10 protein-coding genes are annotated in these 14021 nt (G+C 55.7%); 5 read left to right on the top strand and 5 right to left on the bottom strand.

Going from position 1 to position 14021, the window contains the following annotated elements:
• The first annotated feature begins 744 nt into the window (after positions 1-744).
• From L981_RS32460 to L981_RS32450, 3 genes are all read left to right on the top strand, one after another.
• A complete protein-coding gene (locus L981_RS32460) occupies positions 745-4818 on the top strand; it encodes a hypothetical protein (protein WP_043626766.1) in 4074 nt (1357 codons plus the stop codon).
• A 256-nt stretch (positions 4819-5074) separates the two neighbouring features.
• Positions 5075-6304: an ATP/GTP-binding protein gene (locus tag L981_RS32455; RefSeq protein ID WP_043626763.1), complete on the top strand. Its 1230-nt coding sequence runs from the start codon at positions 5075-5077 to the stop codon at positions 6302-6304.
• 23 nt (positions 6305-6327) lie between these two features.
• Positions 6328-6867 (top strand): RloB domain-containing protein, encoded by a 540-nt coding sequence (locus tag L981_RS32450; RefSeq protein WP_052202141.1) that lies wholly within the window; start codon positions 6328-6330, stop codon positions 6865-6867.
• A 124-nt stretch (positions 6868-6991) separates the two neighbouring features.
• Here the strand turns inward: L981_RS32450 and L981_RS32445 are convergent, their stop codons facing one another.
• The 5 genes from L981_RS32445 to L981_RS32425 all read right to left on the bottom strand — a co-directional run bounded on the left by L981_RS32445 (position 6992) and on the right by L981_RS32425 (position 12152).
• Positions 6992-8056, bottom strand: coding sequence for a trypsin-like peptidase domain-containing protein (locus L981_RS32445; RefSeq protein ID WP_043626757.1), 1065 nt, complete (start codon positions 8054-8056; stop codon positions 6992-6994).
• A gap of 162 nt (positions 8057-8218) precedes the next feature.
• Positions 8219-8977, bottom strand: a complete 759-nt coding sequence (locus L981_RS32440; protein WP_043626755.1) for a TIGR02391 family protein — start codon at positions 8975-8977, stop codon at positions 8219-8221.
• A 51-nt stretch (positions 8978-9028) separates the two neighbouring features.
• The gene (locus L981_RS32435) at positions 9029-9907 is read right to left on the bottom strand and encodes a hypothetical protein (RefSeq protein ID WP_043626752.1); all 879 of its coding nucleotides are present in this window, start codon (positions 9905-9907) and stop codon (positions 9029-9031) included.
• Between the two features lie 195 nt (positions 9908-10102).
• Complete coding sequence (locus L981_RS32430; protein WP_245281758.1) at positions 10103-11110, bottom strand: hypothetical protein; 1008 nt, start codon at positions 11108-11110, stop codon at positions 10103-10105.
• Between the two features lie 109 nt (positions 11111-11219).
• Complete coding sequence (locus L981_RS32425) at positions 11220-12152, bottom strand: FRG domain-containing protein (RefSeq protein ID WP_052202140.1); 933 nt, start codon at positions 12150-12152, stop codon at positions 11220-11222.
• Between the two features lie 326 nt (positions 12153-12478).
• Between L981_RS32425 and L981_RS32420 the strand changes: the two genes are divergently transcribed.
• Entirely contained in the window at positions 12479-13174 is a 696-nt protein-coding gene (locus tag L981_RS32420) for a hypothetical protein (protein WP_043626746.1), read from the top strand.
• A gap of 339 nt (positions 13175-13513) precedes the next feature.
• On the top strand, positions 13514-14021 hold a 508-nt coding region (locus tag L981_RS32415), incomplete at its 3' end, for a LysR family transcriptional regulator (RefSeq protein WP_043626743.1).

The following is a 14021-nucleotide window of genomic DNA, read 5'->3' as shown; positions in this document are numbered from 1 at the left end:
GTTCGGCAAGCGTGCGGGCCAGCTGCTCGGTGTCGTGGTCTTTGATACTCAGCGCCATCCTGTCCTCCGAGGTTCCTATGTTTCTATATTCTACCTAGATAGCACGATCGCTGTGCACGGGCAATGCGAGGCGTTGGCGTAAGCGGCCATCGTTGAAAGCGTGTCTTTCGAGGGGTTCTGACGGTGGTGTGATACAGAATTATGTCATTTCCGAATCCAAATCCTTCACTATCGATACTTGAAACCTATCGATAGTGAAATGGTGTGGAAATTGACGTCCGGATGATGGAAGTATGTAGCAGATTGACTTCCGTTTGTGAAATTAAAGACGTTAATTCATATGGTTAATGTCAACCTAAGATCGCCAAGGTGCTGGCAGAAGGGCGTAACCGGGGCACTTGGTGTGGCAGATGCGTTGGGGAACGATGGGCATTTGCAGCTCGGTTCGCCAATTCCGGATGCTCAAGGGTAAGGGCTAAGTGGATAGGGCGCATACGACGGGAACCATCCGCGGTTCTTGCGGATGGAGGTGTTCGGCCCCGGCGCAGCATAAATGGGTAATTCATTTCCGCCCGGCGCGCCCATTTCGCCTTCGAAGTTTCCAGCGGGCGAAAGCGGCTACTTGAATGTCAGTACCGTTTGTGGATGGCGCGAACGCAAGTGGAACATTCGCTGGAAGTAAATATACAATCGTGCAATCTCTAGGTGCGGACGCTTCCGTCTGGTTCGAACTGATACAGAAGCATGGCATCGACAGCAGGAACCCAGATACCAAAACCAGCCAACGAGCAGGACTTCGAAAGCAATTGCCAGATCTTGTGGCAATGCATCCTGGAAGATCCCAACGTCTTCAAGGTTGGTCGCCGTGGCCAGGCCCAAAATGGTGTCGACCTTCGCGGGTATCGAAAGCAAAACGTCAGAAAACCTGTCGGCATACAGTGCAAGCTAAAGAGCGAACGGACGAAGCTCACAGAAACGGAGGTCCGGGAAGAATTCAGAAAAGCTCTGGGTTTCAAACCGGCTCTCACGGAATACTTCATCCTTACCACTGCGCCGGACGACAACGACCTGCAGGTATTGGCCGACGAACTCGCCGTCGAACAGGCAGATAATGGCCGCGACATCCTCTTCTACGTATGGGGGTGGGGGACCATCTCGGAGAAGGTTGCCCAGTTCCCGGCAGCTATGCGCGCGTTTGACCCGAGCTACGGTGTGTACTCGGCTGAAATTCGCGCGGAGCTCACAGAGGTACGCACGGTACAGAACTTGGCCCGTGGGGAGATGGCGAGCGGATTTCTGCAGGTCGGGAACGACTTGCGAGAATCCAGCAAACAGATACTGGCTGCGATTGCTGAGAGCACACAGGGCAGCGTAGCGGCCGTCGAAGTTCAGTTGGACGCGGAGATAGACGGCTACCGGACAATCGCAAACGACGGAAAAGCAATGACCGCCTTGGCCCAGTTTCAGCGTTTGCTGGAGCGTGTTGAAGGCACGGCTTCAGGTCGCATCCTTTTCAGGATCAAGGCAAACATCGCGAATTGTCTGCTCGCCAAGGGAAAGAGCGAAGAAGCTGTGGAGCTTCTGTTGGAAGCCTATTCCCACGCGCCGACTGAGCCGAAAGCGATCGCAAACAAGGCTTTTGCCCTGCTGCTCCAAGGCGACTATTTTGGTGTCCTTGCAATGGGGCGGGAGAACCTGCTCTCGAGGGCGGCCGACGAACACCTGTCGGCGCACGTCGTTCAGGCTGCCAGGTTCGATGACACTATCGACGACCCGCTATCACTCATTCCCGAAAGCGACCACGAAACGCCGGGTGTTCTCAATTCGCTGGCTCATTTCTATCGACACCGGTTGTCGGTGAGGTGGAGGAGCGTAGCGGGCGATGCTGCCAACCGCTTTCCTGATGATCCGTTCGCCAAGCGGCTCTCCGCCGACGCCGTCATCGATGCGATCTGCGAGGACAAGGAGTACCTCCATTCCGGCAGACTCACTGAGCGGCAGCGGGGCGACTTGGATGAAGCGATCTCGAAGCTCTCTGATGTATGGAAACGCATAAGGACCGCCGAGGGCGAGGTCGACGATGCAGACAGCGCTGTCTGCTGCAACCTGCTGCTGGCCTACCGCATCAGCGGAGATCGTAAATCGGCAATGGAGCTGATCAGGGAGGGCATCCCGCTTTTCGGTAATGACAGTGCCTTCATCCTCCGTGCAGCCGGCGCCGCTTATGAGACTGGCGATCCGATCATCGACGAGCTTCTGCCGAAGCTGGTCGAGGGGCCCGATAAAACTCTGATGGTCTTTCAAACTGCTGTTGCGAGCAATGACTGGCAAACGCTGTCGGCAATCGATCCGTTGGCGCTTGAAGCGGTACCCCAGTCGGAGCGGCGGATTTGCGATCTGGCGCTGCGTTTTGCCAAGCTCGTCCTAACTCCCCCGGCCGACCTCGAAACGGCCGTGAAAGACTTGGTGCAAGATGCGTCGGACGATCCCAGACTGAGTATCCTCGCTGCGCAGTATTGCGACACTCTGAAAATGGACGCACTGGCGGAGGAAGCGTGGCGCAATGCCATCAATGCGGTGAATGACACCACGCACCATTCCGGGCGGATAATGACGGCGACTTACGCGGCGAGGAAGGGGCACTGGAGCGATGCAGCCGACTTGCTTGACGGACGTATCGACGAAAACCGCGACTCGGACGAACTGCGATCACTTGCCCTCGGTCTCGTGAACGAGAGGCCAACTCGGCAGAGAGCGACTGCGTTTTTCGATCGCCTCCCGACCGAGATACGCTCCAAGCCGTTCTACATGCGCGCAGAAGGAAGGATGCACTTCAACTACGGTGCGCTTTCCCAAGCAGAAGAGCTTACACGACGCCTCCTCGACACGAAGCCTGACATTGATTCCGTCCTGACCTTGATCGTGCTTTTGAAGAGGCAGGACCGCGCCAGCGAAATCGCCGCGGCCCTTTCGATTGACAAGCTCTTGACGATGCCTGGTGAGCCTGGAGAAATGCTCGATATCGCGCACGAGCTTAGTCGCGTGGGGCGCGGCGATGAGGCCTTGAAGTACGCCTACGATGTACTGCGCTCAAATCCGAACAACGCAGAAGTCGCACGGAAGTACGCAATCCTAATCCTTGGCTCTGAGGACAGGATATCGATCCCGTCCAGCCCGGTCGTCGCCGTCGATACATGGGTGAGGCTCAGCAGAGAGGACCATCGTGGTTTTGCCTTCATCATCGAGAATGGAGAAGACGACCCAACGGGTGGGTATGTCTCGCCTCGCCACCCGTTCGCCAGCCTCTCCATCGGGAAGCAGGTGGGAGAAACGTTTAGCGAAGAGCGCGCTTTGGGAGACCAGCCTGTCTGGAAGATCGAAGAGATAAAGCACAAGTATCTCCATGCGCTCCACGACATCATGGAGAACTATCAGACGCGGTTTCCCGACGCGGGTGGTCTTTATGCCTTTACGACCAAGGGGGACGATGTCGGGCCCATCCTGGAGCAGATCAAGTCTCACGGGGAGAGCGAGAGAGCTCGCGCAGACTTGTACCTGAAGCACCATGTCCCTTTCCACATGGTTGCCCGAAAGTTCGAGCGGTCGCCAATTGCCTTCGCAGACTACCTCAGGGCCATCGGTGAGAAAATCCGTTCATGTGTCGGCCAGGATCTCGAGCAATCCCAAGCTCAGGAAATCATCGAAGAGTACCGGGGGCGGGGGGCGGTACTAGACACTTATGCGGCATGGACCGCCGCATCTATGGATATCTTCGATGTCCTGAAGGAGACGTTCGGTAGCCTCTACATCTCCCAGTCCGTATTCGACGACCTGGTCGTCCTGAAGGGCGGCGATGATTTTTCGGAACGGGAGTTTTCGCTATCCTGGCGCGGCGGCGAATTCTACAGGGACGAACTCACGCGAGAACGTTTCTCGGAGTGGCAAACCTTCATCCGCGCACAACGTGACAAGATAGAAGCCAACTGCGTCGTAGAGGCCGTTACCGCCCCAAATCAGCGAAATGCGATTGCCGAGGTCTTCATCGCGAATTTCGGCTCAAACGTCATGGATGCGGCAGTACTAGCAAATCGCGGCCACGTCCTTCTATCTGAAGACATGTACTTCCGGCAGATTGCAGCGAATGCATGGTCGGTTCCCGGCGTTTGGCTTCAAAGCGTTCTCGTGGACTCAGTCAGCACAGGCGGGCTTACGACCGAGCGTTACGTTGCGAAGACCGTCGATCTGGGCCGGCTTCGCCATGGCCATCTGACAGTCAATGGGCCGTTGTTTGCCGAACTCATTTCCCTTGCAAAGGAAGACACGCTTCAAGATTTCGAGGCCGCGGCTGACTTTATCGGCACCCCCGACGCAGATATCGTGGCCCACGCCGAGGTAGTGATCAATTTTATGAAGATCGCACGTTCCCGGAACGGGAGGCGGCCTGGGCTCATTGAGAGTGCAATGGGGCTTCTTCTGGAAAAGCTCATCCGTTACGAGCCGAGATACTGGAACATCACGGTCGCACTGGTGTTCAACAACGTCGGTTCGACGGAACAGAGCTACATCCTGGACTGGGTAAAGGGGCATTTTCTGACGGTGGACGATATGCTTCTCGCCGCACGCTCGTTGAACATGTATGGGGTCCGCTATGCTGTCGCGCAAATTCTAAGCAGCGAGAGCATGGTTGAGGTGGTCCGTCGTCACCGACGGCGCCGGCGAAGTAATATGGCAATAGTTGCGCCTCAAGCGCCGCCCTACGTTGCTCCGTCGCGGGTCTCGCCGCCCAAACACCGCCGCGGTAAACGCAAGGGAAGGTAATCCGGACCCACGGGAAAGTCAGATCCGGAACGCCAAACGGCCGCAGTTTGCAAATTTGGTTTGCTCACAGGGTCGGAAAAATACAGCCTCAACAACCTGTCGAAACTCGTTAGACATATCCCCATCTTCAAGTCTGTGCTTGAGCCTTCCCGCTTATGCTGAGTGTCCGGTGAAAGCGGGGAGAAAAACAAGCTTAAATGCGATCATTGACGAATATTCGTCAATTATGTTATTTTAGCGCCAAATGGGGCGCGTTATGCTGTATAGATTTGAAGTCGAAAACTTCTTTTCCATCCGAGATCTGCAGATTCTGGACCTGACAGTGGATGCAAAAGTGCCTGATCCTGAGGGTCGTTATACCCCCCTGTTCGACGGCGCGGACGCACGCGTGCCGAAAGTCGTCGCCTTCTACGGCGCGAATGCGTCGGGCAAGACAACGGTGCTGCGCGCGCTCGAATTCGTTGTGACGATGATCCGCGACAGCGTGGCGCGTACGGTCCCAGGTTTTACTGGCATCGAGCGTTTCAACGATGCGGCTTCCGCCAATCGGCCGATTAAGTTCGCGATCGAGCTTAGTGGCGCGATGAACCTGACACCAGAGGTCCATCAGCGTGCTTTGGACGGCGAAAAGGTCGAGCAAGGCACTTACCGGTACGAACTGGAAATTGAGCTCAAGGAAGGGCTCGCGATGCGGATCGCGTCCGAAGCGCTCCGTCAGAAACCGAATGGTCAAGGGAAATGGCAACGTGTGTTTGAGCGAGATGCCGAGGGCAAGGTGAAGGACTCTAAGAGCTTCAGCCTTTCGGGTTTCCAGCACCTCGTGAAGACGCTCGCCGGCAATCACACGGTGCTGTCGTCCTTCGCAAAATTTCAGCATCCCAGCGCGCAGCTTTTCGTGGATGCGGCGCGCCACGCCTTCTTTCAGATTGAGCCCGTGCATTCCTTCGCCGATCGCGAAGTGATTGACTACCTGAAAAACAAGCCGAACGTCGTTTCGCTTCTGAAGGACGAGCTGAGCCGTATCGACGTAGGCGTCGAAGGGATCCGCTTTCAGCAAACGGAGAGCGGGCCACTCTTGTTGTTCAAGCATGCAGGTCTTGAGGTTGAGATGCCCTGGATGATGGAAAGCCACGGTACGCGGGCTTTCATCAAAATGTTCCCGTTCATCGCAACTGCCCTCGACACGGGCGGTCTTGCGGCAATTGACGAAATGGACACGGCCATCCATCCGAATATGCTGCCGGAACTGGTGCGCTGGTTCTATTCGGGTTCCGGGCGCAACATGCTGAACGCACAGCTCTGGCTTACTTGCCATTCGGCCTCGCTGCTCGATTACCTCAACAAGGAGGAAATCGTAATTTGCGAGAAGGACAGGCAGGGTCGCAGCCATCTTTACAGTCTCATGGATGTAAAGGTGCGTCGCGACGAGAACCACTACCGCAAGTACCTGAGTGGTGCATATGGCGGGGTCCCGCACCTCGGATGAGCCGTCGACGTCCACCACATATCATGCTTCGCCGACCGATCTATATCGGCTGCGAAGGCGCGTCAGAAGTCGGTTACGCAAGTTTTTTGCAAGATCTGATCCGCGAAGCCAATCTCGCGGTGCATTTGCAGATCGACGAGTTTGGGCCGGGAACTGGTGATCCCCTATCGCGTATCCAAATGGCGGTGCTACGTCTGAAGCGGCTAGAGAAGACACGCACTGCCTTCGATGAGCGCTTTGCGCTTCTCGATTCTGATCAGGCTGAGCAAGATCCGGAGCGCGCTAGACTTGCGCGTAACTTGGCGGCTGATCATAGCATCGTCATCGTCTGGCAACGACCCTGCTTTGAGGCAGTTATTCTACGCCACCTGATGGGCAAGACGGCCAATCGCCCGCCAGACTCTGCGGCCGCGATCAGGGCGCTTGAAAAAGAATGGCCGGAGTACCGAAAACCCATGTCGCGCGCGGACCTAGCGCGCCGACTTGATCTAGATGGCGTCCTTCGTGCGTCAAGCGTAGAGGCCGAACTGCGCGACCTGCTGCGCAGCGTGGGGCTGTTGTAGCAAAGGGGGCGCTCGGCTTTATGCTGAGCTCGGCGGCTTTGTCAGACGTGATGATAGAAACCGGCTGGCATTGGTTTCCGTATGCAGAGCCGGTCCGAGAACCTTGATATCTTCACGGAAGACGCTAGAGCCCAGCGCCGTGGACTTGAGCCATCCCCTCATTTCCTTCCTGCAGCAAAAGCCGCAAGGAGCGGCCTTGAAGCTCGGGCTCATTCATGGGCAGGTCCATCGCGGGACCTAGCATCGAGCCGTAGGCATGCTCCTCTCCCGAGAAGCTCCGGCTTACGACACCACGAACGACCGCGCCCCTTGCACCAAAAACGGGAGCGCCGCTCATCTTGCCTGGAACTCGGGCATTGAAATCGAAGCAGGGTCCAGGTGTTGAGACTTCCTTCGCAATGTGGTTCTGGGGGAATGTCTGCAGGATGTTACCGGCAGTTACGAAGAGATTCAGCCCAAAATCATCATCAACAATCCGGCCGGTGGCTGGATTGATCTCAATGTCCGGCATCTCAGCATACCCGAGTGCATAAGCATCCTCCCCCGGCGTGAAGGCGTTCAGAGACATGTTCAGCGGCTGATGGGCTTGGCCGCCCGGCATCTGGGGTATCTTGCACACAGCGACATCAGTGAGGTGCTCCCAGCGATCATCTTCGTACAGAAGCGGACTTTGCTTCCAATCGCCCCAAGCCCACATTTTTTCGAAAGGGAAGAACCTAAAGGCCTTTTGCAGATAACTCCCTCTGCCTTGCATCCAATAGGGTATAAAGACCCCGAAATTCAGTTCGTCGCGATGCTGTACTACTCGGCCGACACGCACTGCCCCGTAGCCCGCTTCCAAAGGATCAAGCAGCACATGCGCAGCTGTGATCAGGTAGCCTGTGCAGCTAATTATGGATGCAGTTCCTATGCATCGGATCGCGCTTTCACCTTCCAGCCACGCCACCACGGGAACGATGCTCTGCTGCATCAAGAATTCAGTGGTTCCAAAGAGGGAGAGAACGTCGTCAAATCGGCCATTCGGGTTGTTTTTCAAAACCTCCACGTTGCCCTGCAAAAGAAAATACCGCTGATCGTCCTCAGCCTTCGAGGCAAGGGTAAGCCCTTTGACGTTGTCTATAGACCACCGCCCGTCGGGGCGATTCACCCAAACCGATTTTAGTATCTGAAGGGGGAATTCAAGCGCCATATTGCTGATCTCTACTGGGGATGATCTGAAAGATCGGGGCCTCCGAACTAGTGGAACGCTCGGAACAACGCGTTCAACAGTCCGTCCATCTCTGGCAGCTCGCAGTGCCATTGGGTCACCGCCCGCTTTCATGGCATTGACGAAGTGGATGGTCGCGGTCCATCAGGCCACATCATTCAATGCGGCAACGCGCGCATCGACGATTTTCATAAGGTGATTGGCCAACATGATGATCTCGACAGCCTCCGCAGGATCCTCCATGTTCACATCGCGATGAGAGTTAGGGTTTTTGTAGGATCCGATGGCACCTGTGAAAAGCTCCATACGTGCGGTCCGTTCGCCGGCTTCAGCCGTAGTATCCGTCAACGCGCCGCCTTCAGGCCGGAAGGCATCACGCATCAATCGGACACCGATTTGATCATTCCCGGAATTGGCCGCTTCTCGAACGTAAACCTCGACCGCTTTCATGGCCTGGAAGACCGCGCTGTCGTACTCGCCGCGAACAAACGACGACCAAACCAGATCAGCGAAGCGCGCGTGCAGGATGTCCTTTGGTAGCAGACGCGAGATCTGGTGCGCGGCGAAAGCACGTTCATCTTCAAAGGCCTGGCCGCGTCGGCTTACGATCGAGAACCCGTTGGGGCCATTGCCATCCGGTGTGGGGATAAGCATTCCCTGGGCGATCAGCCAATACCATGCCTCTGTAATCGCCACTTTAATCGGCTCGGCGCGCTGCACCGGCCACGGAGCGTCGTTACCGAAATGGCCGATTACCTCATTCAGGGCGTTGCCGAGATGAACACTTCGAGCGCCATTGGCCAACCTTCGCCTAAGGACGAATAAAAGCTTTCCCGCAAGTTCCTCCGGCTCCAACTCCAGCAATAGATCGGCGTCAGGAATCTCAGCGGCAAGGTCTTTCATGCTTTCTCCAATCCGATGCAAGGGATACGACCAGAGCTAATGGTTGCGCATTCAGTGCGAGCTCCTCGCAATCGCTCTGATATCTTCAAGCATGTTCGAAATCTGCCCATCACGCTGGCGGAGCGCCTGTGCCACACGGTCGGCCGAAGCACGATGGGTTTGCGACAGTTCCCGTAGGAGCCGATCGTTTGCTACACGGTCTTCTGCTTGGCGATCAATGATCTGTCGCGCCAAACTTTCTAGTTTCGCCGGTGTTTCATCGGGCCAGAAGTGGTCGATCACCATTGGAATGAAAGGTGTGACGACGGAAATGAATAGGGCGAGGATGGCCACGCGAACCGCGCTTCTTGCAGATCGGTCCGTCTGCTCGGAAGCCTTATCAAATTTTTCTAGGAAATGCGCCGCGTGCCCCTGAATATCATTGGCGATGTTCGCGGCACCTGACATGACCGTCAGCATTTGCTCAAACTTTGCTTCGATATCCTCGAGCTTCTTATTGGTATTTAGGATGGGGTTCGGCGGAATGGTCGGCAGACGCATTGGTTTGACTTCAATTTCCGCGGGGAAACCGGTCGGCGAGCGTATGGCGCTAATACGGTTACGTTGTGCCTCCAGGTCACTGTAGAGCTTTTGCATGCCTCCCAACGGACCGATGGCGTCTTCCATCCGTTTTCGATGCTGCTCTATCTCGTCGAGAATTTTTCCCACTCCGGCCGGAGATTGGGTCAGCTCCCTGATTCTGCGCTGTTCCTCTTCCATCTGGCGCGTCAGTAGGTCGGTCGGCCCTGGGCTGTGGAAGGCATTGAACGTCTCGGCGGCAGCGCCGGTGCGATCCGTGAAGTCCGATATATCCAACGGCTCTGTGCTTTTAAGATCCGACAGCTTCACTTTATAAGGCGTCTTGCCTTCAACCGGATCGTCTTCGCTCATGGAAGTTCCCTACGCGTCGTCGCGACTAAGCCGCATCCAATGTAGATATGGGCGAGCTCTGAGCTCAAGCCAGCAATGTAGTCGTGATTTGGCGGTTGGAGGTGCGTCGCGACCGACGCAAGCGGCTAATCGCGATAACCTACCCGCAGTCTTCGCGCTTCGACGATCCAATTCGCCAGGGTGTGGGAGGGGCATTCAGAGCGCCAACGCAGCGAGGAACATTATCCCACCTTCTACACGCTGGCGGATATTCAGAAGCTTCGCGAAGCCATGCTTGCCAGCTGCCCCATGTGTGGCTTCATTGAACACTTTGAATAGTTGTAGGATATCGTCGATATCTTTTTCAACGAAGCCGAGCATTTCAGGAGAATCCGCCCCTTTCTTCTTGAGCAGGTAACGGATTTTCGCCCTGCGTGACGGAGTGCCCTGCGGCGTCTTCTCGCAGCCGCCATCTGCTTCCAACACATCGACATTGTTGGCCCACTTGTCGAGAATTTCGGTGAAGATCTCCCGGACGCTTGTGCAGAAATGGCGTGCGGCGTCTGTATTCGCCGGATTGAGGGCGAAAATGGCCCCTCTCCAGCGATCACATAGATCTTCGGAAAAGCCCTCCAGATATTCGATGATTCCTGAGTCGGGGATCACCTCAGGCACGACCGGAGCTTCCGAATTGAAGGCTTCCGCTACCGCAATGCTATTCGCCGCTTCCCGCTCGGAAAGCGTGAGCAGGTCCGAGACAGCGGAATTGTGCTGAGCCTCGCGTTCGACCCTCTCGAAACGATCGTACATATCGTAAGTAGATTGGCTGACCTCGATATACCGGCTCGAGCTGGTGCCGCTTTTAAGCGTGGCAATTTGCCTTGCTAGATCATGCCGCTCTTTGCGCGCGTTTGCATTGTGGGTTCTCACAGCCTGATTATACTTGCGGACCGCACTCTGGGTATTCTGGTTGTGTTGACGGATCGCGCGGTTGTATTCATCCACGACCCGCTTGTTGTGCCGGTTAACGCGATCAACCTCGGCATTATATTCCCGCACAGCCTTCTGAGCGGCCGCGCGGTTTGCCCTGTTTATTCGATCGACCTCGGCGTTATGACGCCTGATCATGGCATTGTACTGAGCTGGCGTGACCTTGCGGACCATAATGTGCCCCAGAACCGGATTGCTGCAATTGAAAGTAGGGGTTGGGGAAAGCTGAAACAAGTAGCGGCTGCTTTGTCCACAGCGAAGAATCAATTTTCTTCACGTGTCTCTCCCATTTGCCTTTTGTGAATATAACAAGAAAATTTCTTATCGATGCAAGAGCAAACCGTCAGTTTGTTTTCTCAAAAAAGTTGACGAAAATTCCACCGAAAAGATCTTCTATGTTTGAAGACCGCTCGTTTTCCCACTTTCGTTTAATATATCTCGATGTGTACTCAATCTCCGGGAACATTGACCGAGAGTTAATGTTCAGGATATCAAGTTCTTTAAGAATGTCCGGTTTGGCAGACGCGGGGACATTTATGACTGATTGTTGGAACGAAACTATGTTCTCCGTTGACTTGTACGAGAGCAGCCCAGCGGCGACGAAGGCACCAGACTGCGCGGTCACTCTCTTGTTTGCCTTAGACGGATAAACAAAGAAATATTTGCGGAAGTCGGCCGATCGCATCTTGTTAAGAAAGTAGGGCTTCTCCATGCGCACGAAGTGAGCTAGTCGCTCAGCGCTAGGAAGCTTCTGAAATTCTTCGTCGGGAAGCTTTCTGTTCAAACCCGCAGTTTTCAGCTCCCGTCTTTCCTCGTCTGTCAAGCGACAGAGATTACATATTAGGCTGACTGTGTCGCTGTCCGGATAGCGCACGTTCGTCTTTCTGAAATCCAAGATGAGAACTTTACCGTCGTGTTCCATTTGGGGTTCGTCCGAGCACGCGAAATAGAGAGCGACCAATGGGTTAAGGGAAACGTCGAGAAGGCGCGTGGGCAGGCCGTAGTGCTGGGCACGTACTAGGCGTCCGAACATGCTTCGATCGTCTGCGAACTCGTTCGGTGCTTCTGCCATCAATTCGCTAAAGATGTTATTCTCTGCGTCCACGCGGAGGTTCCTCATCACTGAAGGCATCAGCTTCCAGCGCGCATCAGCCTCTCCTCTAAAGCAGCGGACGCCCGCGGAGGGGTTTAGTCTGTAAATCTCAGTGAGAAATTGAGTTACGCTCTCGATGCCGGTCGGTTCTTTCGCCTTGGCCGCGCTGGGCTTGCTTTGCATTTCATCCCCCCCAAAAATCTCGTAAGCAGACGCCGTTCTTGAGCGTAAGTAGTTCGTCCCGTCGCGTGTCTTCCAGCGGTCTCGCGGTAGTGAGCGCAAGCGGCCGCCCGATGGACGCTAAGATCGCGTGGTCGGGTAAATTATCCACTTACGATAGAGTGATGCTGATTGTAGAAGTGGCGAATGCTTGTCGTCGCCTGTCGTCGAGGTGAAAACATTAGAGTATCGCATCGCGAAGAAGGCCAACGCTGGGCATGTCATCTGTACCCGACGCGTACCGCCGGTTTAGAACCGGCTGATCGTTTCAGCGGTTCGCGAGGAGCTCCATGGGCGTTAAATATTTCGCCGACCTGCGCACCAACTTCATCCGTACGTACTACCGCGAAGGACGTAAGCCGTTCGTTGAAATCCAGAGAGCGATTGACGAGGAAACGCCGCCTTTTGACGAGCCGCCGCGCGGGTACGACATGGAATGCGGCGAACCGCCATATCTTACGGAATGGCTGCAGGCCGAGATGGCGCTAAACGTGCTGGGCTACTCATGTCTCTCGATACTGTCGAACTCGCTCAAAATCGCCTTCATGAACTTCGAGCGCGAATTTGGATTCAGGCCGAGCGCCAAGGCGAAGAAGACCCTTTTCAAGCAAGGATTCGTCAACGGTTATAAAGGGGTCCTCTCCGAAATTCTCGACACCGACTGGAGCGACTGCCCCGCAGATCTTGCGCTCATTGAGCAGGTGGTTCTGGCTCGCAACCTCACCCAGCACACGGACGACTACGCAGGTTTCGACGCATACTACGATGAGCCTACGATCCGTAAGCACCCGAGGCTTTTCTTTGTAGGTGGCGACAAGGAAGATCTTAACCCGGAGGATCCCGCCTCCTGGTTCGGGCGTCGCGTCGAAGTTGCCGAAGCGGATCTGTTCCGAGCCATTGAGGAGGTAGAGAAGCTCGTCGGGTACATCATCGGACGTGAAGGCAAGGCTTTCGAATGGCGAATGGGGCGACAGGAAAAATCCTAGTCTCGGCTTGCAGAAACGTCATCGCTTGACCGGGATACCTCCAAGGGTCGGCCGCTTGCTGCAAACGAACACGTACAGTGACGGCGGGGCGGGCACTCCGCACGACTTGTTGCCGTGACGTTCACGGTTTGGGCCAAAGAGATCGCATAATGTATCGATTGGAAGTGAGTGTCGCGGGCCTTCGCCGCTGGAAGCTTACTTTGAGTTTCGTGCCGACGGCGGGCGGCGGCCACTTTTGAGTGGTTCAATGCCGGTCATCCCATCGGGAATCTTCTGAAATAGCTCGGCGATCTCGCACTCCATAGCGAGAGCGAGTTTTTCGAGTGTAAGGAGGTTGCTATGGAACTTCGCCAACTTTCGTTCTTTGTGGCGGTGGCCGAGGAGCTGCACTTCAATCGGGCCGCCGCGCGGATGTGCATCGCTCAGCCGGCTCTGAGCGCGCATATCCAGGCGCTGGAAAAGGAATTGGGTGTCCGGCTGCTCGAACGGTCGACGCGGCGGGTCGAGCTGACGCGGGCAGGGGAGGTGTTCTACGATCGGGCGGTCCGAATTATCTGTGACGTCGGACTGTCGATGGATGCGGCGCGGTCTGCTGCCGGCAAGGCGGCGCGCACGATCAAGATTGGAACCGTCTATCCGGCGACGATTGGGGTTCTGCCGGCGTTTCTATCTCGCATCGGCCGGAAAGTTCCCGATGTGGCGCTGCATGTGACGAGTGGCTCGACCAGCGACATCATCCGCTCCATCGAGAACGGCCAGATCAATCTCGGCTTCATTCGACCGGTCGAAAACATCGGTTCCTTGCGCTTCTTCTCGATCGCGCATGAGCGCTATCTGCTGGCGGTCG

Origin of the sequence: Ensifer sp. ZNC0028 (assembly GCF_000799055.1) — a bacterium.
GTDB lineage: Bacteria > Pseudomonadota > Alphaproteobacteria > Rhizobiales > Rhizobiaceae > Ensifer.
Note: the sequence above shows the minus strand (reverse complement) of the source record. Positions and strands in the feature narration are given on the sequence as shown.